The sequence below is a fragment of the Nonomuraea sp. NPDC050790 genome, assembly GCF_044456745.1.
In the GTDB taxonomy this organism is placed as follows: domain Bacteria; phylum Actinomycetota; class Actinomycetes; order Streptosporangiales; family Streptosporangiaceae; genus Nonomuraea.
Genome location: NZ_JBITGF010000003.1, coordinates 910,524 through 929,903 on the forward strand (window position 1 = coordinate 910,524; position 19,380 = coordinate 929,903).

Consider the following 19,380-nt stretch of genomic DNA (forward strand, 5'->3'; position numbering starts at 1 on the left):
AAGACCGAGACCTCCTACCTCAAGAAGCTCGCCGAGCAGGCTCGTGAGCAGCGCAACCGCGCCTTGAAGTCCGCCTCTAAGTGAGGCCGCGCCATCTGGCCCTCGCCGTCGGCCTCGCGGCCGTGTGGGGCTTCAACTTCGTCGTCCTGGAAGTGGGCCTGCGCCACTTCCCGCCCCTGCTGTACTCGGCGCTCCGGTTCGCTCTGGCCGCCTTTCCCGCGCTCTTGCTCGTGGGACGGCCAGGCGTACCGTGGCGATGGGTCGCGGGTGTCGCGGCGGCGGTTGGAGTGGGTCAGTTCGGCTTCCTTCTGATCGGCATGCGGGCCGGGATGCCGCCCGGCCTGGCTTCACTGGTGCTGCAGGCCCAGTCGCTCTTCACCGTCGTCTTCGCGGTCACCCTGCTGGGCGAACGGCTCACCGGCCGCCGGATCACCGGGCTGACCCTCGCGCTCGGCGGCCTCGTCATCGTCGCCGTCGACTTCGGCGCCTCCGGCCCGTTCGGCGCCTTCGCGCTGTGCGTGGCCGCCGCCGCCTCGTGGAGCGCCGGGACGATCATGCAGCGCAAGGCCGCGCCGCCCGACTCGCTGCGGTTCATGGTGTGGGTGAGCGCGCTGTCGGCGCCGCCGCTGTTCCTGCTGTCGTTCGCGGTCGAGGGCGTGCCCGTGCTGAGCGCGCCGCTTGAGGGCTGGCTGGCGCTCGGCTACGTGGCGTTCATCTCCACGCTCGGCGGGTTCGGCGTCTGGGGCTGGCTGCTGCACCGCTACGACGCCTCCGTCGTCGCGCCCTACACGCTGCTCATCCCGGTGTTCGGGATGTCCTCCGCGGCGCTGTTCGTGGGCGAGCCCATCACGTGGGTGAAGGCGGGCGCGGCCGTACTCATCGTGTGTGGCGTCCTTTACGCCGGTACGCGGCCCCGATCCGCGCTTGCTCCGTCACCCTCGCCCGCACCGGAGCCCGTGGGGCGGTCGAGCCGGTAGATGACGTGGTCCCGGTCGTCGACCGGGTTGTCCGGCTCCAGCTCGCCCTCCGCCACGCGGCGCAGGCCCGCCTTCTCCAGCGCCCGCCACGAGGCCCTGTTCGCCTTGGACACCGGAACGATCACGCAGCTCGCCTCCGGGTCGGCCCAGGTCGACTCGACGATCGCGCGGATCATCGCCGGGCCCAGCCCCTTGCCCACCTGCTCCTCGTCACCGATCAGGTAGTCGACGCTGACCGCGCCCGGGGGCACGTCGAGAATGGGAGCCAGCTCCTCGGCGTACTCGGGATAGTCGGCATACCGGGAACGCTGCACCAACCCCAGGGGCCTCCCGTCCAGGAACACCAGAAGGTCCTCCGACGGCTCCTCCCCCCGGGCCGCCGGGCCGAAATCCCGGGCCACGGCTTCGGCCGAGGTCTCGTGATTCCACCACCGGGCCACGTGGGGCCGTTCCAGCCACTGCTTCACCAGCGGAAAGTCGTCCTCGGTGAGCCGACGCCAGGTGATCGCCATACCCCCGACGCTACCCGACCCACCCCACCCCCCGCCTCCGGTTATCCACCACCCCAACCGCCACGACCAGCCCGCGCCGGCCCGCCCGGCAACAGCCCGGTCCACAGGGGTCAGGCCACCCGGCAACACGACACCACCACCCAGCCACCGGGCACAGCCCACTCAGCCGCTCCCCGGCACGACCCGCCCACGCCGGGACCCGCCGGGCAACGATCGAACCCACCAGGGCCCAACCCGCGCGACCTCCGACGCGCCGCTCGGCACCCCAGGGCGGTCACAGCGCGACCAGCCCGGGTCGGCCCGCCCGGCAACGGTCCGGCCCGCTAGGGCCAAGACGCCCGGGACGCGCGGCACAGCCCGCGCGACACCCCAGGGCGGTCGCAGCGCGACCAGCCCGGGTCGGGTCTGCCCGGCGCCCGGTCGCGAGGGTCAGGCTGCCCAAGCCACGTCGCGCGGCCGTACCGGATAGGCGGCCGAACGCGGGACGGGGTGTGGGGTCAGGCGGTGGTGGCGGCGGCCTTGGCGGCAGTGGGCAGGGCGTCGCCGATGCGGTTCAGGGCCTCGTCGTCGTGCGCGGCCGACAGGAACCACGCCTCGTACGCCGACGGCGGCAGGTACACGCCCTGGTCGAGCATGGCGTGGAAGAAGGCGGTGAAGGCGGCCGTGTTCTGGGTCCTGGCGGCGTCGAAGTCGGTCACCTCGCGGTCGGTGAAGAAGATCGAGAAGAGGCTGCCCGCCGCCTGCAACCGGTGGGGCACGCCCTCGGCCGACAGCGCCTCGGAGGCCGCCTGCGCGACCGTGGCGGCGGCGGCGTCCACGCGGGCGTAGGCGTCGTCGTCGAGGTTGCGCAGCGTGGCCAGGCCCGCCGCGCAGGCCAGCGGGTTGCCCGACAGCGTGCCCGCCTGGTAGACGGGACCCTCGGGCGCGAGGTTGGCCATCACGTCGGCCCTGCCGCCGAAGGCAGCCGCGGGCAGGCCGCCGCCCATCACCTTGCCGAAGGTCATCAGGTCGGCGTCGACCGGGTCCAGGCCGTACCAGCCGGAGCGGGAGACGCGGAAGCCCGTGAGCACCTCGTCGACGATCAGCAGGGCGCCGTTGCGGGCGCAGATGTCCTTCAGGAACGCGTTGAAGCCGGGCGCGGGCGGCACCACGCCCATGTTGGCCGGGCACGCCTCGGTGATCACACAGGCGATCTCGCCCGCGGCGAACGCCTCCTCGACGGCCTCGCGCGAGTTGTACGGCAGCACGATCGTGTCGGCCGCCGACGCCCCGGTCACGCCGGGGGTGTCGGGCAGCCCGAACGTCACCACGCCCGAGCCCGCGGATGCCAGCAGGGCGTCCACGTGGCCGTGGTAGCAGCCGGCGAACTTGACCACCTTGGAGCGGCCGGTGAAGCCGCGTGCCAGGCGCACCGCGCTCATCGTGGCCTCGGTGCCGGAGCTGACCAGCCTGACCTTCTCGACCGGGGCCATCCGGGAGACGAGCTCCCCGGCCAGCTCGACCTCGCCCTGGGTGGCGGTGCCGTACGACATGCCGTGGGACAGCGCCGTGGAGACGGCCTCGACGACCGCGGGGTGGCGGTGGCCCAGGATCATCGGCCCCCAGGAGCAGACCAGGTCGACGTAGCGGTTTCCGTCGACGTCGGTGATGTAGGGGCCCTGGCCGTCGGCCATGAAGCGCGGCGTGCCGCCGACGGCGCCGAAGGCGCGCACGGGCGAGTTCACGCCTCCGGGCACGATGGACTTCGCGCGGGCGAACAGGCTCTCGGACTTGTCAGTGCGGCTCACCCCTCCAGGGTAGAGGCCGCCCCCGTCAGTCGGTGAGCTGCTCCAGCACGCGCAGCGGGTCAGGCAGCGGGCGGCCGTCCGGCGGGCGCAGCCACGAGACCGGCTGGCCGGTGGGCAGCGTGGAGGGCGGCGCGAGGACGTAGCTGTCGCGGCAGTGCCAGCGCAGCCCAGGCGTGTCGTCGATGGTCGCCGGGTCGCAGTCGAGGTGGCAGGACCACCACTCGTCCTCGTCGTCGGGGTTGCCGCGGGTGGCCACATAAAACAGAACCCGGTCGCCGTTGGCGGCGACCGGGCCTGAGCGGGAGCCGGCGGCGTCGATGCGCGTGAGCGCGGACAGACCGGCCGCCAGGGGTACGTCGAAGACGTCGAAGACGCGTCCCGTGGGGAGAATCACATTTGCGTCGGGCTCGTGCTGCCACCAGCGGGTGAGCTGGGCGGCGTCGGTGGTGGCCTGGAGATGCCAGGCCGGGGAGAGGGGATGCGCGCCCGGGTCGGGACAGCCGAGGCGGTCACAGGAACAGGCGCGCGGCCCGTGGCGCAGCGGATGCGCGCCCGGCACGCTGGGCCAGCCGAGAGCCGCATAGCCCAGGACCGCGTCGATCCTGGCCGGGCGCGTGAGTTTCGCGGCCCGCTTCCGCGTACGCCGAGCGAGTGGTACCCCGACCATGGTGTCTCCCGTTCGAAAATCCCGCGCGCCTGAGGAGGTCCCTGACCCCGGGGGCTCCAACGCACCACCTGGGACACACCAGCACTTGTTATCGCACTCTAACGCACAGGTCGCAGGGGTGAGCGGGAAACCCCCACCTAGAGCCGCCGAGCCACCTCGGTGGCCCAGTAGGTGAGGATCAGGTCGGCTCCGGCGCGGCGGATCCCGATCAGCGACTCCATGATCATCCGCTCACGGTCGATCCAGCCGTTGGCCGCGGCGGCCTCGATCATCGCGTACTCGCCGCTGACCTGGTAGGCGGCCACCGGCACGTCCACGTTGTCGCGGAAGGTCTTGATGACGTCGAGGTAGGACATCGCCGGCTTGACCATGACCACGTCGGCGCCTTCGGCGAGGTCCAGCCGTACCTCGCGAAGGGCCTCGTCCAGCGACCCGGCGGGGTCCTGCTGGTGTGAGGCGCGGTCGCCGAACTGCGGCGCGCACTCGGCGGCGTCGCGGAAGGGCCCGTAGAAGGCCGAGGCGTACTTGGCCGTGTAGGCCATGATCGGGACGTCGGAGAACCCGGCTCCGTCCAGGGCGGCGCGGATCACGCCCACCTGGCCGTCCATCATCCCGCTCGGCGCCACCATCTGGGAGCCGGCCTCGGCCTGCGCCACGGCCACCGAGGCGTAGCGCTCCAGCGTGGCGTCGTTGTCCACCTCGCCATCCGGGGTCAGCAGCCCGCAGTGCCCGTGGTCGGTGAACTCGTCGAGACACGTGTCGGCCATCACCACGATCGCATCGCCGACCTCGGCGTTCACCTCGCGCAGCGCCTGCTGGAGGATCCCGTCGGGGTCGTCGCCCGCGGAGCCGCGGGCGTCCTTCACCGCCGGGATGCCGAACAGGATCAGCCCGCCCACGCCCGCCTCGGCCGCCTCGTGGGCGGCCTTGCGCAGCGACTCCCGGGTGTGCTGGTAGACGCCGGGCATCGAGGCCACGGGGTGCGGCTCGGCGATGCCCTCCTTCACGAACGCCGGCAGGATCAACTGGGACGGGTGCAGGTGCGTGCCCGCGACCATCCGCCTCATGACGGGGGTACGGCGAAGCCGCCGCGGACGCGCGGCGGGAAACTCAGCACTCATGTGACGAAACTCCTATTTGCGGCGGCGTGCCCCGCGGCGGTTCTGCGAGGGCTTGCGCGGGGTGTCGCCCGCGGCGATCGCCGCCTGCCTCTGCTTAGCACCGTACTCGGCGAGGGCGGCGGCCAGCGCGGAGGCCGATGGCTTGTCCGCCATGACATCCACACGCAGGCCGAACTCGTCGGCCGTCTTGGCCGTCTGCGGGCCGATGACCGCGATGACGGTGACGTTGTGTGGCTTTCCGGCGATGCCGACCAGGTTGCGCACGGTCGAGGACGAGGTGAACAGCACCGCGTCGAACCCGCCGCCCTTGATCGCCTCGCGGATCGGCTGCGGCGGCGGCGCCGCCCGCACGGTCCGGTACGCCGTGACGTCGTCGCACTCCCAGCCCAGCTCGGTCAGCCCGGCCACGAGCGTGTCGGTGGAGATGTCGGCCCTGGGCAGCAGCACCCGGTTGATCGGGTCGAGCATCGAGTCGTACGGCGGCCACTCGGCCACCAGCCCCTCGGAGGACTGCTCGCCGGAGGGCAGCAGGTCGGGCTTGACGCCGAACTCGACCAGCGCCCTGGCCGTCGCCTCGCCCACCGCGGCCACCTTGAGCCCGGCGAAGGCCCGCGCGTCGAGCCCGTACTCCTCGAACTTCTCGCGCACCGCCTTGACCGCGTTGGCGCTGGTGAAGGCGACCCACTCGTAACGGCCGGTGACCAGGCCCTTGATGGCCCTGTCCATCTGCTGCGGCGTGCGCGGCGGCTCGACCGAGATGGTCGGCACCTCGTCGGGCACCGCGCCGTAGGAGATGAGCTGCTCCGACAGCGCCTGGGACTGCTCCTTGGTACGCGGCACCAGGACCCGCCAGCCGAACAGCGGCTTGGTCTCGAACCACGACAGCTTGTCACGCAGCCCGACGGCCTCGCCGACGACGATGATCGCGGGCTCGGTGAACCCGGCGTGCTTGAGGTCGGGCTGGAGCCTGCCCAGCGTGGTCGCCACGGTGAACTGCTCGGTGGTGGTGCCGGCGCTGCTGACCGCGACCGGCGTGCTGTCGGGCTTGCCGCCCGCGACGAGCGCCTTGCCGATGGCCACCGCGTCGCCGATGCCGTTGTAGATGACCAGCGTGCCCGGACAGGCGGCGTGCGAGGCCCAGTCCTGCTCCTGCGCGGCGTCGACCACGCGGAACTCGGGCACGTCCGCGGCAGGCGGGATGCCCGCGTAGGTGAGCACCGCGGTCGCCGGCGGCACGCCCGGCACGATCTCGAAGTCCACCCCGGCTGCGGTGCAGGCGGCGACCTCCTCGGTGATCGAGGAGAACAGCATCGGGTCGCCCTCGCACAGGCGCACCACCAGCGCGCCGTCGCCGGCACGCTTGAGGTAGTCGCCCTCGACCACCTCGACGCCCTCGCGGCAGTGCCTGAGCAGCGGGCCGAACAGGTCCTCGTCGAGGACCACCGCGTCGGCCTTGCCGAGCAGTTCGGCGCCGCGCAGCGTCAGCAGGTTCGGGTCACCGGGACCCGCGCCCACGAACGCCACGAAACCGGAGGTAGGACTATCGGAGCTCAATGAGAACGCTCCCCCATCAATCTGTCGGCCCCCTCGGCGAGCATCTCGGCCGCCAGCAGACGGCCCAGGCGGTCGGCGTCCGAGGACGGGCCGGCGGCGGACTTGCGGACCGCGGCCTGGCCGTCGAGCGAGACGACGGCCGCGGTCAGGTTCAAAGTCTGCCCGTCATCCGCGGCGAAGGCACCCACCGGAGCGGAGCATCCTGCCTCGAGTGCGGACAGAACGGCGCGCTCGGCCGCGACCGCGGAGCGGGTCCGCGGGTCGTCGAGCACGCCGAGGAAGGCGATCAGGTCGGCGCGGTCGGCGAGGCACTCCACCGCCAGCGCGCCCTGGCCGGGCGCGGGCAGCATCTCCTCGACCTCGAAGATCTGGGCGATCTCCGCGTCCCGCCCGATCCTCGTCAGACCCGCACAAGCGAGTACGACGGCGTCGAGCTCGCCCGAGGTCACCTTGCCGATCCGGGTGTCGGCGTTGCCCCGGATCGGGACGTACTCCAGGTCGGGCCGGAGCGCGCGCAGCATCGCGACGCGGCGCGGCGAGCCGGTGCCGACCCTCGCGCCGCTCGGCAGGTCGGCCAGCTTGTGCGCGCCGACCAGCGCGTCGCGGTGGTCGTGCCGGGTGGGCAGGGCGGCCAGCGTGAAGCGCTCGTCCCGCTTGGTCGGCAGGTCCTTGAGCGAGTGGACGGCGAAGTCGATCTCGCCCTCGACCAGCTTGTCGCGCAGCGCGCTGACGAACACGCCGGTGCCGCCGAGCTGCGCGAGGTGCGCCTTGGTGACGTCGCCGAAGGTGGTGATGCCGACCATCTCGATCTCGCGGCCGGTCTCGCGGGTGTAGCCGTCGGCGACCATCTGCGACTGCGTGGTCGCCAGCAGGCTTCTGCGCGTTCCCAGCTTCAGGGTCACAGCTCCACCTCCCTCACGGCCTCTGGCATCTTCGGATCAAGGTCGAACAGCTCGCGCAGAGCTTCCGCATAATGATCGCCCCCGGGCGAGGTGGCGAGCTGTTTGACACGCACAGTGGGCTCATGAAGGAGTTTGTCCACCACGCGCTGGACGGTCTGCGCCACTTCCCCGCGCGCCCGGTCGTCGAGCTGGGGCAGGCGCATGAGCAGCCGGCCCAGCTCGGCCTCCACGACGTCGGCCGCCTTGCTGCGCAGCGCCACCACGGTCGGGGTGACCCTGGCCGCGCGCTCGGCGTTCAGGAAGGCCGCCAGCTCGTCCGAGACGAGCGCGCGCACCGTCTGTACGGCGTCGCCCTCCCGCGAGCCGATGCCGGACTCCTGGATGGTCTCCAGGTCCACGAGCGTGACGCCGGGCACCTCGCGCACCGCCGGGTCCACGTCGTGCGGCAGCGCCAGGTCGAGCAGGAACACCTCGTCGGCGGACCGGCCGGCCAGCATGACCGGGGTGACCACGTGCGACCCTCCGCCGGTGCACGTGATCACAAGGTCGGCCGCGGCGAGCTCCTTGGGAACCTCGCGCAGCGGCACCGCCCGGCCGCCGACCGTCTCGGCGAGCCGTACGCCTCGCTCGAAGGTGCGGTTGGCGACCACGATCTCGCCGGCGCCCGCGCGGGAGAGCGTGGCGGCGGCGAGCGAGCTCATCGAGCCGGCGCCGACGATCAGCGCCCGCTTGCCCTCCAGCGGGCCGGCGAAGGCCAGGCCCGCGCTGACCAGGGACGCGCCCGCCTGATCGATGCCCGTGTCGGTGTGGGCCCGCTTGCCCACGCGCAGTGCCTGCTGGACGAGCTCGTTCAGCGTGGCGCCGACGGTGCCGTGCTTCTGGGCGAGCGTGAGCGCCCTGCGCACCTGGCCGAGGATCTGGCCCTCGCCGACCACCATCGAGTCGAGCCCGCACACCACCGAGAACAGGTGCTCGACCGCCCGGTCCTCATAGTGGACGTACAGGTGCGGCGTCAGCTCCTCGACGGGCACGCCGGTATGGACGCTCAGCAGCCTGCTGACGGCCGTCACGGCCGCGTGGAAACGGTCCACGGCGGCGTAGACCTCGACCCGGTTGCAGGTCGAGACGACCATCGCCTCGGCGACGCAGACGTCCTGCTGCACGTCGTGGAGGAGTTTGGAAAGAGTGTCCCCCGACACAGAGACGCGTTCGAGCATGGCCACCGGTGCCGTCCGGTGGCTGAGTCCGATCGTCAGAACACTCATTGACTGTCCACGGCCATGAGTGGCCCCCCAGCTTTGCGTTGCTCATGGAACGCAAGGATCTGCAGTTCTATTGATAGGTCAACCTTACGGACATCGACGCTGTCCGGCACGGAAAGTACGACAGGAGCAAAGTTCAGGATGCTGGTCACACCCGCGGACACCACACGGTCGCACACTTCCTGCGCCGCCGCCGCGGGTGTCGCGAGGACCACGATGGAGACCCCCCGCCGCCCGATCACGGCTTCCAGTTCGTCGATGTGCTCAACATTCAACCCCGCTATGTCGTCGCCCACGATTTCGGGGTCGGCGTCGAGGAGGGCGGCGATCCGGAACCCGCGGGAGACGAACCCGCCGTAGTTGGCCAGGGCGCGGCCGAGGTTGCCGACGCCGACGATGGCCACGGCCCAGTCCTGGGTCAGGCCCAGTTCCCGGGAGATCTGGTACACGAGGTACTCGACGTCGTAGCCCACCCCGCGCGTGCCGTACGACCCCAGATGCGACAGGTCCTTGCGGAGCTTGGCCGAGTTCACGCCGGCGGCCGCCGCCAGGTCCTCGGACGAGACGGTGGCGGTCCCGCGCTCTGCCATCCCGTTCAGCGCCCGCAGGTACAGCGGGAGCCGTGCGACCGTTGCCTCGGGTATGCCTCGGTCACGGGGCTGGGACGGGCTCTTCACGTGCCGGGGCTCCAGGGGAACGGGCGGCCTGTCGGCCGCGTCTTGGGAATCGAACCGTCTTTCAGGTTAATCCCTTTGTGAACCGACGCACAAAGTCACCACTACCGTGGACCCCATGCACGAGATCACGCTGTACGGCCGGCAGGGCTGTCACCTGTGCGACGACGCCCGCGCCGTCATCGCGAAAGTCGCGGCTGAGCTGGGGGTCAAGTGGACAGAAGTGGACATCGACGGCTCCCCTGAGCTCCGGGAAAAGTACAACGACATGATTCCGGTCACGCTCGTGGACGGGGTACAGCACGACTTCTGGCGCGTGTCGGAGGAACGCCTGCGGGCGGCCCTCGGCGGCTAGACGGGGCTCAGAAGAGCGCGGTCGGCAGCGGGACGACCTTGGCGGCGTTGACGTTGAGTTCGATGATGTTGGTGGCCAGGACCATCGCCTGGCGCTCGGTGACGAAGCGCTCGACGTGGGGCTGGCGCTGGTGGTCCCGGAAGGCGACCTCGTCGCGGTAGAGCTCGTAGACGATGCGCTGCAGGGGCGCGGACTTCACCGCGTGGCAGGCGTAGACGAGGGTGTCGGGCTCGCCCCTGCGCACGGCCTCGACGGTCTGGTCGGCCAGGTGGTCGAACCGCTCGCCGGAGCCGTCCATGAGGGTGAAGACGGTGAGCAGGCCGTAGATGCTGGGCGAGGGGCGGCCGCCGGCGGCGGGCTGGGGCGTGCTGGGGTGGAAGACCTCGGCGCCCGGGTAGACGACGCCGGTGTTCGGCATGTTGTAGCTGTCGGGCTGTGGCCGGGGCGGGCCGCCGCTGTGGCGGCCGAACGCCTGTTCCTGGCCGTTCATGATGTAGCCGGTCGAGGGTCCTGGATCCATCGCGGGGCTCATGTGGCCGGTCACGGGGATTCTGTTGCCGGTCGCGGGGCCCGGTTCCATGCGGGCGGCGTGGCCGACGTCCTGGTCCCCCGCGCGGTACTCGGCCACCAGGTCGCCCAGGCCCGAGGCTCTGGGCCTGGGAGGCTCCAGGGGCGCCTGGGCCTCCATGCGGGCGGGCGTGCGCTCAGGTACGGCTCTGCGGCCGGAGGCAGCGGGTTCCCGGCTCTCGTCCTTGATCTCGTCCTCCTCGTCCTCGTACGGCGCGAGGGGACGCAGCACGGCGTACCAGATCGCCGCGGCGGCCACGACGAGCAGCGCGGTGGTGAAGACGCCGGGCACGGCGAAGCGGACCGCGCCGATCAGGGCCAGCGCCGAGGGCGCGATGACGGCGGCGGCGTGCAGGTTGTCGGTGTCGTAGTCGTCGCCGTTGCGCCAGCGCAGCCCGGCGACGATCACGCAGCCGAGCAGGATGAGCGCGCTGATCACGTGCGCGCCGAGCAGGACGGAGCCCGCGATGAGGGTCCAGTGGGTCGAGCCGGGCGGCAGCGCCTTGGACATCTCCGTCGCCTTCAGCACCGGGTCGAAGACGATCACCACCGAGCTGACGATCGTGAACGCGATCCCGAACAGCCAGGCCAGGAATTTGGGTGGCGTCTTCTCCGCGAGGAGCTGGATGAGCCCGAGCGCCATCCACAGCGGGGCGATCAGGGATCCGGCCAGTTGGTAGATCCGGAACGTGCCCGCGCCGAAGCCGATAAGGTAGCCCGTGCCGATCGCGCCGAGCGCGACGCAGAGCATCGCCGTGGCGACCGTCCAGGCGATGAGCCACCCCTCACGCTCCTCGCGGAGGCTGCGGATCAGGGCACCGGTCGCGATCGCGGCGAGAAGCGCGCCGGCGAACGCGATGACAGCAACGAGGATCTCCATGGTGACTCCAATGCTGCCGGACGATGCCTCCCAGCCGGTAGCCGAAGAGGGAACGGGTCGGTCCACACCGTATCCGCCGATTACGGCTAGTGACGCCACCCTGAAGCGGATTGTGGAATTTCCGGTTGATTTCTAGAGTGTTCGAGCACGCCGCAGCCCTTACCCCCAGGGACACCGGATGCCTGACTCGTGGCCGTTCGCCGGGCTTCTGACGCCAGCGGTCGCTGGCAACGCCCGGACGAGCGAGCTTGCCGTGCGCGAAGAGATCCCAGATGACGTGCGTACGCTGGTGTTGCGGGCCAAGACCGGCGACACGGAGGCCTTTGGCACGCTCTACGACCGCTACGTCGATCTTGTCTACCGCTACATCTACTTCCGCGTGGGCTCCCACCCCCTCGCCGAGGACCTCACCTCGGAGACATTCTTACGTGCCCTCCGCCGCGTCGCCGACTTCACCTGGCAGGGCCGTGACTTCGGCGCCTGGCTGGTGACGATCGCCCGCAACCTGGTCACCGACCACTTCAAGTCCGGGCGCTACCGCCTGGAGATCACTACCGGCGAGGTGCTCGACGTACCGCTCGACGGGGCTTACATCCCGGAGAACGCGGTGGTCACGGCCATCATCAACGACCGCGTCCTGCGCGCCGTCCGAGACCTCAATCCCGAGCAGCAGGAGTGCGTGGTCCTGCGCTTCCTGCACGGCCTGTCTCTCGCGGAGACCGCGTTGATCATGGGGAAGAAGAGTGGAGCGATCAAAGCCCTGCAGTTCCGTGCGATCCGGGCGTTGGCCAGGGCTCTCAAGCACGACCTCGCGTAACCTCCGCACGCCGCGCCTCGTTAGGCAGGTGTCACACCGGACGGGGGCCACAGGGAGCAGTCATGGGTAGGGCGCGACCTCGCCGATGGCCGTTCGGAGCCACGCGCGGGTCGCAGGATCGGCTTCTCGGCCACCTGGACGAGCTGCGCAGGCTGCCTCAGGGCGGCGGGCCGGACGGCGACTTCCGCGAACGGCTGAGAACACGTTTGACCTCGGCCGACGCCCTCGCCGTGCCGCCTGTGCCGGAGTCGACCGGCAGGGCTCGGCACGCGCGGCGTACCAGGAGGGTGCGGTTGTCGTGGCCGTCGCAGCTCGCCACGCTCGGCCTGGCCGCGGGCATGATGATGTCCGCCTTCATCACCTACCAGTCGGTGCCCGGCGACACGCTCTACCCGCTCAAGCGCGCGGCCGAGCACACGCTGGTACGGCTCAGCACCGACGACAGGGAACGGGCCGAGCGCGAGATGGTCTCGGCCAAGGAACGCGCCTCCGAGGTGGCCGCGCTGCTCGGCGGCTCCGGAGACGGGCCGCTGGTTTCGGCTACGCTGAGTGACATGGCCGAATCCACCAAATCGGCCATCAAGCGGATGGAGCGGGTCGAGCCGCGCTCCCCCAAGCTCAACAGCTTCGCCCAGGACCAGCGCGACGCCGTGGCGCCCATGCTGGACCAGCTCACCGGCCCCGAACAGGACCAGGCGAACACCTATTTGCACTACATCGAAGGCCTTGCGGTGCCTAGGTAAGCTGCTGTTCCATGAGGCGGCTACTTCGACGACGACACGAGACGGAAGCCCGGGTCGCCGGCGAGGTCGCCGCTGCGGCGGCGGTCGTCACCGAGCCCGCGGACCCCGACCCGCAGGCCGCCGCGTTCTTCGACGTCGACAACACGATGATGCGCGGCGCCTCCATCTACCACTTCGCCAGGGGGCTGGCCACCCGTGGCCTGTTCACCACCTCCGACCTGCTGAAGTTCGCCGTCGGCCAGGCGGCGTTCCGGCTGCGGGGCAACGAGAACCCCGAGCACATCGCGGTCGCCCGCGAGACCGCGCTGGCCTTCGTCGCGGGCAGCAAGGTCGACGACGTCGTACGGCTCGGCGAGGAGATCTACGACGAGGTCATGGCCGACCGGATCTGGGCGGGCACCAGGGCGCTGGCACAGTCGCACCTGGACACCGGGCAGCGCGTCTGGCTGGTGACCGCGACGCCGGTCGAGCTGGCCCGCGTGATCGCCCAGCGGCTCGGCCTCACCGGCGCGCTCGGCACGGTCGCCGAGACCCGGGACGGCGTCTACACCGGACACCTCGTGGGCGACCTGCTGCACGGCCCGGCCAAGGCGGAGGCCGTGCGCGCGCTGGCCCGCAGGGAGGGACTCGACCTGACCCGCTGCACCGCCTACAGCGACTCGGCCAACGATCTGCCGCTGCTGTCGCTGGTGGGGTCGGCGGTGGCCATCAATCCCGACTCGGAACTGCGCGACCATGCCAGGAAGCACGGGTGGCCGGTCAAGGACTTCCGTACCGGGAGGAAGGCCACGATGGCCGCGCTGCCGATCGCGGCGGGAGTGGGCGCGGTGGCGGGCGGCATCGCCGCCGGAATCGCCCTGCGCCGCCACTACCGAACCAGATAACCCCCCTCCACGCGTCCGAGCGGGTCGCCACGGCAGGCGTGTCTACTGGGGCGCGAGGGAGCGGCGGATCAGGGCTTTCAGGGCGGTGTTGACCAGTTCTGGGCGTTCCAGGCCGAGCATGTGACCGGCGCCCGGCGCGATGACCAGGGTGGCGTCGGGCAGGGCGGCGGCGATTCTGCGGGCGTGGGCCGGGGTGGTGAGGCGGTCGCGGGCGCCGACCATGACCAGCGTCTCGACCCGGCTCAGCGCCTGGAGTGCGGCGAGCTTGTCGTGCGCCAGGATGGCACGCAGATAGCCGACCATGACCTCGGTGGGCGTCGAGGCGACCATCTGGTTGATGAAGCGCACGTGGTGGCCGCGCGCCTTGGGCCCGAAGGCGGCCAGTCTGGTGACCGGCCAGTTCGTTCCGGCGCGCAGGCGTGGCGGGCTGGCGTCGATGAGCGCCGCCCTGGCCTGGAGCCGGTTCAGCAGCAACGGCGCCGCCCTGCCGGTCAGCCCCTCCGCCAGCCTGCCCGCCGAGGTGCTGATCAGCGCCACCGCGACGATCCTGCCGCCGAACAGTTCTGGTCGCCTGGCGGCCAGCCCCATGATGGTCATGCCGCCCATGGAGTGGCCGGCCAGGACGACCGGCAGGCCGGGCGGGACCGCCGCGTCGATCACGGCCTCCAGGTCGGCGGCCAGCCGTTCGATCGAGCAAGGTCCCGCGGGGCCGGCGGTGGAGGCTCCGTGCCCGCGCTGGTCGTAGCCGACCAGGATGGCCTCGCCGGGCAGGGCCTCCCGCTGGTAGTGCCAGCTGTGCCGGTTCAGCACCCAGCCGTGTGCGAAGACCACGGCGTAGGCGGGCCGTACCGGCTCGCTGACGTCCACGTCGATGACGGCGCCGTCGTCCGTCTCCACGGGCAACCGCCGCCCACGCCGACCCCCGAGCGGGCCGGCGAGGGTCTCACCGGTGGTTCTTCCGCGGGCGAGGAGTCCTACGGCGGCGCCGAGGAGCAGGCCGGTCACGAGCACCTTGTACCGCATGCCCGCGACTATAGGACTTTTCGTCCAATAAGACTATCGCAGCTTCTCGAACAGCTTCGATGCCCCGGGCTCCTTCCACACCACGCGGTTGGGATCGTCGGGCGCGGGCCCCCAGGGAACGGTCAGGAACGCGGGCTTGCTCTCCCGCAGGCTGAGGGCGAGCTGGTACAGCTCCTCGACGCGCAGGTCCGACTTCGTCGCCTCCACGACCGCGGCCAGGAACTCGCGCGACCCCGCCGGATCCGCGATCAGCTTGGTCCTGGCCTTGGCGAGCATGGCGTTGAGCAGACCCTGCTGCCGCTTGATGCGCAGGATGTCGGAGCCGTCGCCGTAGTCGCGCAGCCGGAAGTAGCCGAGCGCCTGCTCCCCGTCGAGCGTCTGCCTGCCGCTGGGCAGGGTCAGCTTCGCCTTGCGGTCGTCGATGGGCGTCTTGATCGTCACCTCGATGCCGCCGAGAGCGTCCACGACCTTCTTGAATCCCGAGAAATCCACTTCCACGTAGTGGTCGACCCGGACGTCGGTCAGCTTCTCCAGCGTCTCGACCAGGCAGTCGACACCGCCTTCGGCGTAGGCGCTGTTGATGAGGTCGCGCCGCGCGGGAGCACCTCCGCACGCGGGGATCCGCACGAGCGAGTCACGCGGGATGCTCACCACCGTCGGCTTGCCCCGGTCGGCGGGCAGGTGCACGAGCGCGATGGTGTCGGACCGCGCCGACTGCTCAGAGCGCGAATCCAGCGGGCCGTACTTCTCGTTCCCCTCGCCCTGGCGGGTGTCGGAGCCGACGAGCAGGATGTTGCGCACGCCGGAGACGTTCACCGGCCGGCTTCCTGAGCCCAGCGGCGACGTGCGCTCCTTGCCGCCCAGCAGCAACGTGGGCACCGCGACGGCCACGGCGGTCGCGGCGGCCACCGCGCCCATCATCATCCAGCCGGCCCGCAGGCGGCGCCTCGGGGCCGAGCGCAGGTACCGGTGCCGCTGGCGGGCCAGCGTGGGGGGCGGCGCCTGCTCCAGTTCCGCGCCGAAGTCGCGGAGCAACTTCAGATCGTCCATCGTCACTCCTCCTCGATCATCGGGTTGGTCTCGCCAAGGGCCGCGCGTACCTTCCGCCTGCCCCGGTTGAGGCGGGAGCGCACGGTGCCGATCGGGATGTCCAGCGCCCGCGCGACCTCGTCGTACGTCAGATCGCCCCACGCGATGAGCAGGAGGACGTCGCGGTCCTTGGCGGGCAGGTCGGCGAGGGCGGCGGCCAGTTCGGGCCGGGCGGCCTGCGCGCTGACCCCCGCCGCCACGCGGTCGGCAGGGGACTCGACGTCGCCGTCGAGGGGCGCGCGGCGCAGGGCGCGGTAGCGTGCCGCCTCGCTGCGGTGGTGGCGGGAGATCAGCTTGGTCAGGATGCCGAACAGCCAGGGCCTGGCGTCGGTGTACCCCGTGTCGTAGCTCCTCCTGCGGGAGAAGGCCACCAGGAAGGTGTCGCCCACCAGGTCCTCGGCGGGTTCGGGGCCGAGACGCTTCACCACGTACCTGTAGAGCATTCCGGAGTAGCGGTCGAACAGTTCGGCGAACGCCTCCGGATCTGTCCAGGACGCGCTGACGAGCTCTGCGTCGGCGGCCCTGGTGGCGGGTTGCGTGATCATCTCCGCCCTTCTGTGGGGAATCAGTCAGGGATGTCTTGCCGCAACCCGCCGATCCGGTTCACAGCTCCTTGAGGAAGCCTCCGTCGATCACGAAGTCGGCGCCGGTCGTGCTGGCCGAGCGCGGGGAGGCCAGCAGCGCGACGGCGTCGGCGACCTCCTGCGGCTTTACCAGGCGTCCGGTGGCCAGCCGCATCATCTCAGGAGCGGCCCGCTCGATGACGGTCGCGGTGTCGCCGCCGGTCATCGAGGCCAGGACCTCGGCCGCGCCGCCCTCCTTGGTCCACCACGCGGTCAGGGTCGGGCCAGGCGAGACGGTGTTGACCCTGATGCCGCGCGAGCCGTACTCCTCGGAAAGGGCCTTTCCCGCGGAGTTCAGCGCCGCCTTGGCGGCGTTGTAGTCGACGTTCATCGGCGCGGGCTGCCGCGCGCCGCCCGAGGAGACGTTGACGATCGACCCGCCGCCGCGCTCCAGCATCAGAGGTACGGCCGCGCGCATCGCCCGCACCGCCGAGTAGAGGTTGAACTCGAACATCGCCCGCCAGTCCTCGTCCCCAGGGGTGAGGAAGCCGAAGCGCGGCAGCGTCACGCCGGGCGGCGGCCCACCGGCGTTGTTGACGAGGATGTCGAGCCCGCCGAACCGCTCGGCCGCGGTGGCGATCACGTGCGCGGGCGCCTGCGGGTCCATGAGGTCCACGGGCACGTGCACGACCTCGGGCGGAAGCTCGGAGGTACGGGTGCGCGAGGCCGCCACGACGTGGGCGCCCTCCGCGGCGAGGGTGCGGGCGACGGCCAGGCCGATGCCCTTGGAGGCGCCGGTCACGACGGCGACGCGGCCGGAAAGCTGCAGGTCCACGAGGGTTCCCTTCATCGGTTACGTCTCGTGAACACCTGCCTCGCCGGATCGGTTGCACCTTTCTCAGGCGAAGGCGTGGCCCCTTCTCAGCCGCAGCTCGTTGAGCATCTGCTGGATGACCTCGCGCACGTGGTCGGTGAGGTTGAAGACGAGCATCGGGTCGTCGGCCGCGCCGGGCTCGTACTCGTCGGTGCGGATGGGCTCGCCGAACTCGATCATCCACTTGGACGGCAGCGGCACCAGCCCCAGCGGCCCCAGCCAGGGGAACAAAGGCGTGATCGGCAGGTACGGCAGGCCCAGCGACCTGGCCAGCGTCTTCATGTCGCCGAGCTTGGGATAGATCTCCTCGGCGCCCACGATCGCGGTGGGCACGATCGGCACCCCGGCCCGGATCGCGGAGGCGACGAAGCCGCCCCTGCCGAAGCGCTGGAGCTTGTACCGGTCGGCGTACGGCTTGCCGAGCCCCTTGTAGCCCTCGGGGAAGACCCCGACCAGCTCGCCCTTGCGCAGCATCCGGTCGGCGTCCTCGCGGCAGGCCAGCGTGTGGCCGGACTTGCGCGACAGGTGGCCGAGCACCGGGAGCCGGTAGACGAGGTCGGCGCCGAGCAGCCGCAGCGCCCGCCCGGCCTCGTCGTGCAGCGCGACCTGGGTCATGAGCGCGTCCACCGGCAGCGTGCCGGAGTGGTTGGCCACGACGAGGGCGCCGCCGTCCTCGGGGACGTTCTTGACGCCGACGGTCTCCACCCGGAACCAGCGGTGGTAGATCGGGCGCAGGAGTTCGAGCAGGACCTTGTCGGTGAGTTCGGGGTCGTAGCCGAACTCGTCGACCTCGTACTCGCCGTTGAGTCGCCTGCGCAGGAAGGCCAGGATCTCGGCCAGCCGGTCTGGCTCGCTCATGTGAGCACGGCTCCAAGCCCGCGTACGCGAAGGAAGTCGTCGAAGGCCGCCGCGGTGGTGAACTTGGGCTTCCACCCGAGCTCGGCGGCGAGCCTGGAGGAGTCGACGACCCGGCCGTGGCTCATCAGCCTGAGCTGCTCGGGCGAGTAGTCGACCAGTCCGGCGCGCCTGGCCATCTCGCCCAGGACGCTGAAGGCGGGCGAGGCCAGGGGAAGGGAGAGCCGGCCCGCGCGGCGTACGCACTGGGACAGCAGAAGCACGCCTGCCCCGGCCACGTTGTACGTGCCGGGGTGGTCTTCGGTGGCCATCCGCCGCAGCACCTCGACCGCGTCGTCCTCGTGGACGAACTGCAGCCGCGGGTCGAAGCCGAACACCGTCGGCAGGACAGGCTGGGCGAAATAGCGGGTGACCGGCGAGTCGACGCCGGGACCCATGAAGTTGGCGAAACGCAGCATGGAGACGGTCACGTCGGGCCGCCGCCGGGCGAAGCCGCGCACGTAGCCCTCGACCTCGGCCGCGTCCTTGGCGTAGCCGTGGCCGGGGCCGTCGTGGGGCTCCACGTCCTCGTCGAACACCGCCGGATCCTTCGGCGACGAGCCGTAGACCGCGGTGGTGGAGCGGACCACCACGCGGCGCACGGTCGCCGACCGCTGGCAGGCACCGAGCAGTTGCATGGTGCCGATGACGTTGTGCTCCTTCATCAGCGCCCGGCCCGTGCTCCGGGAGGGAGCGCTGACCAGGCTCATGTGCACCACGGTGTCGATGTCCGCGGCCGCGATCACCTCGGCGATGTCGGGGCTGCGCAGATCCACCCGGACGAACTCCGTCCGGCCGAGAGAGCCACCGCCGTCTCGCGTCAGCGAGGGGGGCGGGACGGTGTCGACTCCGATGACGCGGCTGATGTCCGGGTCGGCAGCCAGGACGCTCGCCACCCGGGCGCCGATGTGGCGCGAGACCCCGGTGACGAGCACGGTGCGGGTCATCAGCGCCTCACAGCTGCGTCTCTACTTCTTGTTACGCCGCTGGATGCGCGTCTTCTTGAGCAGCTTGCGGTGCTTCTTCTTGGCCATCCGCTTGCGGCGCTTCTTGATCACAGAGCCCACGGGACCCCCAGGTAACTGATAGCAAGTCTGAATCGACGTGCGAGCGCACGCCGGCTCACAGACTACCGGCGATCGGTGGTAGATCGCCCCTCGGGGGTGGGAGCCCGGCCGCGTCGAGGCGACCGGGCCCTGTCCCACGGCGTGTATTCACGGCGTGAGTACGAACGC

21 protein-coding genes are annotated in these 19,380 nt (G+C 71.1%); 5 read left to right on the forward strand and 16 right to left on the reverse strand.

The features are described from left to right. Positions 1 to 80 precede the first annotated feature (80 nt). Positions 81 to 977: an EamA family transporter gene (locus ACIBEJ_RS19390; protein ID WP_397184103.1), complete on the forward strand. Its 897-nt coding sequence runs from the start codon at positions 81 to 83 to the stop codon at positions 975 to 977. On the opposite strand, the gene ACIBEJ_RS19395 is transcribed toward ACIBEJ_RS19390, so the two are convergent. The 8 genes from ACIBEJ_RS19395 to ACIBEJ_RS19430 all read right to left on the reverse strand — a co-directional run bounded on the left by ACIBEJ_RS19395 (position 896) and on the right by ACIBEJ_RS19430 (position 9,459). Continuing rightward, positions 896 to 1,489 (reverse strand): GNAT family N-acetyltransferase, encoded by a 594-nt coding sequence (locus tag ACIBEJ_RS19395; RefSeq protein WP_397184104.1) that lies wholly within the window; start codon positions 1,487 to 1,489, stop codon positions 896 to 898. The genes ACIBEJ_RS19390 and ACIBEJ_RS19395 overlap by 82 nt on opposite strands. 497 nt (positions 1,490 to 1,986) lie before the next feature. Next, entirely contained in the window at positions 1,987 to 3,276 is a 1,290-nt protein-coding gene (gene hemL, locus ACIBEJ_RS19400) for a glutamate-1-semialdehyde 2,1-aminomutase (RefSeq protein ID WP_397184105.1), read from the reverse strand. A gap of 25 nt (positions 3,277 to 3,301) precedes the next feature. Beyond that, positions 3,302 to 3,943: a bifunctional DNA primase/polymerase gene (locus ACIBEJ_RS19405; RefSeq protein WP_397184106.1), complete on the reverse strand. Its 642-nt coding sequence runs from the start codon at positions 3,941 to 3,943 to the stop codon at positions 3,302 to 3,304. Positions 3,944 to 4,080: 137 nt separating this feature from the next. Then, the gene (hemB, locus tag ACIBEJ_RS19410) at positions 4,081 to 5,064 is read right to left on the reverse strand and encodes a porphobilinogen synthase (RefSeq protein WP_397184107.1); all 984 of its coding nucleotides are present in this window, start codon (positions 5,062 to 5,064) and stop codon (positions 4,081 to 4,083) included. A 12-nt stretch (positions 5,065 to 5,076) separates the two neighbouring features. Next, positions 5,077 to 6,579 carry a uroporphyrinogen-III synthase gene (locus ACIBEJ_RS19415; protein ID WP_397184332.1) on the reverse strand — a complete coding sequence of 501 codons (1,503 nt, stop codon included), beginning with the start codon at positions 6,577 to 6,579 and terminating at the stop codon, positions 5,077 to 5,079. Between the two features lie 35 nt (positions 6,580 to 6,614). Beyond that, positions 6,615 to 7,520, reverse strand: a complete 906-nt coding sequence (hemC, locus tag ACIBEJ_RS19420) for a hydroxymethylbilane synthase (RefSeq protein WP_397184108.1) — start codon at positions 7,518 to 7,520, stop codon at positions 6,615 to 6,617. Next, positions 7,517 to 8,785, reverse strand: a complete 1,269-nt coding sequence (locus ACIBEJ_RS19425) for a glutamyl-tRNA reductase (RefSeq protein ID WP_397184109.1) — start codon at positions 8,783 to 8,785, stop codon at positions 7,517 to 7,519. Before ACIBEJ_RS19425 ends, hemC begins: the two co-directional genes overlap by 4 nt. Next, positions 8,782 to 9,459 carry a redox-sensing transcriptional repressor Rex gene (locus ACIBEJ_RS19430; protein ID WP_397184110.1) on the reverse strand — a complete coding sequence of 226 codons (678 nt, stop codon included), beginning with the start codon at positions 9,457 to 9,459 and terminating at the stop codon, positions 8,782 to 8,784. Before ACIBEJ_RS19430 ends, ACIBEJ_RS19425 begins: the two co-directional genes overlap by 4 nt. Before the next feature lie 115 nt (positions 9,460 to 9,574). On the opposite strand from ACIBEJ_RS19430, the gene ACIBEJ_RS19435 reads away from it, so the two are divergent. Then, positions 9,575 to 9,811 carry a glutaredoxin family protein gene (locus ACIBEJ_RS19435; protein WP_397184111.1) on the forward strand — a complete coding sequence of 79 codons (237 nt, stop codon included), beginning with the start codon at positions 9,575 to 9,577 and terminating at the stop codon, positions 9,809 to 9,811. Positions 9,812 to 9,818: 7 nt separating this feature from the next. Here the strand turns inward: ACIBEJ_RS19435 and ACIBEJ_RS19440 are convergent, their stop codons facing one another. Further along, complete coding sequence (locus tag ACIBEJ_RS19440; protein WP_397184112.1) at positions 9,819 to 11,258, reverse strand: antibiotic biosynthesis monooxygenase; 1,440 nt, start codon at positions 11,256 to 11,258, stop codon at positions 9,819 to 9,821. A 178-nt stretch (positions 11,259 to 11,436) separates the two neighbouring features. Between ACIBEJ_RS19440 and ACIBEJ_RS19445 the strand changes: the two genes are divergently transcribed. The 3 genes from ACIBEJ_RS19445 to ACIBEJ_RS19455 all read left to right on the forward strand — a co-directional run bounded on the left by ACIBEJ_RS19445 (position 11,437) and on the right by ACIBEJ_RS19455 (position 13,702). Next, a complete protein-coding gene (locus ACIBEJ_RS19445) occupies positions 11,437 to 12,075 on the forward strand; it encodes a sigma-70 family RNA polymerase sigma factor (RefSeq protein ID WP_397184113.1) in 639 nt (212 codons plus the stop codon). A 62-nt stretch (positions 12,076 to 12,137) separates the two neighbouring features. After that, entirely contained in the window at positions 12,138 to 12,818 is a 681-nt protein-coding gene (locus ACIBEJ_RS19450; protein WP_397184114.1) for a DUF5667 domain-containing protein, read from the forward strand. Positions 12,819 to 12,829: 11 nt separating this feature from the next. After that, positions 12,830 to 13,702: an HAD family hydrolase gene (locus ACIBEJ_RS19455; protein WP_397184115.1), complete on the forward strand. Its 873-nt coding sequence runs from the start codon at positions 12,830 to 12,832 to the stop codon at positions 13,700 to 13,702. A gap of 42 nt (positions 13,703 to 13,744) precedes the next feature. On the opposite strand, the gene ACIBEJ_RS19460 is transcribed toward ACIBEJ_RS19455, so the two are convergent. The 7 genes from ACIBEJ_RS19460 to ACIBEJ_RS19490 all read right to left on the reverse strand — a co-directional run bounded on the left by ACIBEJ_RS19460 (position 13,745) and on the right by ACIBEJ_RS19490 (position 19,212). After that, positions 13,745 to 14,725 (reverse strand): alpha/beta fold hydrolase, encoded by a 981-nt coding sequence (locus ACIBEJ_RS19460; protein WP_397184116.1) that lies wholly within the window; start codon positions 14,723 to 14,725, stop codon positions 13,745 to 13,747. Between the two features lie 33 nt (positions 14,726 to 14,758). Beyond that, the gene (locus ACIBEJ_RS19465; protein ID WP_397184117.1) at positions 14,759 to 15,775 is read right to left on the reverse strand and encodes an LCP family protein; all 1,017 of its coding nucleotides are present in this window, start codon (positions 15,773 to 15,775) and stop codon (positions 14,759 to 14,761) included. A gap of 2 nt (positions 15,776 to 15,777) precedes the next feature. Further along, on the reverse strand, positions 15,778 to 16,359 hold the full coding sequence (locus ACIBEJ_RS19470) for an RNA polymerase sigma factor (protein WP_397184118.1): 582 nt from the start codon (positions 16,357 to 16,359) through the stop codon (positions 15,778 to 15,780). A 58-nt stretch (positions 16,360 to 16,417) separates the two neighbouring features. Further along, entirely contained in the window at positions 16,418 to 17,212 is a 795-nt protein-coding gene (locus tag ACIBEJ_RS19475; protein WP_397184333.1) for an SDR family NAD(P)-dependent oxidoreductase, read from the reverse strand. Between the two features lie 63 nt (positions 17,213 to 17,275). After that, on the reverse strand, positions 17,276 to 18,109 hold the full coding sequence (locus ACIBEJ_RS19480; protein WP_397184119.1) for a lysophospholipid acyltransferase family protein: 834 nt from the start codon (positions 18,107 to 18,109) through the stop codon (positions 17,276 to 17,278). Continuing rightward, on the reverse strand, positions 18,106 to 19,092 hold the full coding sequence (locus tag ACIBEJ_RS19485; RefSeq protein WP_397184120.1) for an NAD-dependent epimerase/dehydratase family protein: 987 nt from the start codon (positions 19,090 to 19,092) through the stop codon (positions 18,106 to 18,108). The genes ACIBEJ_RS19480 and ACIBEJ_RS19485 overlap by 4 nt, the downstream gene beginning before the upstream one ends. Positions 19,093 to 19,113: 21 nt before the next feature. Beyond that, entirely contained in the window at positions 19,114 to 19,212 is a 99-nt protein-coding gene (locus tag ACIBEJ_RS19490; protein ID WP_018654693.1) for a 30S ribosomal protein bS22, read from the reverse strand. Positions 19,213 to 19,380 lie beyond the last annotated feature (168 nt).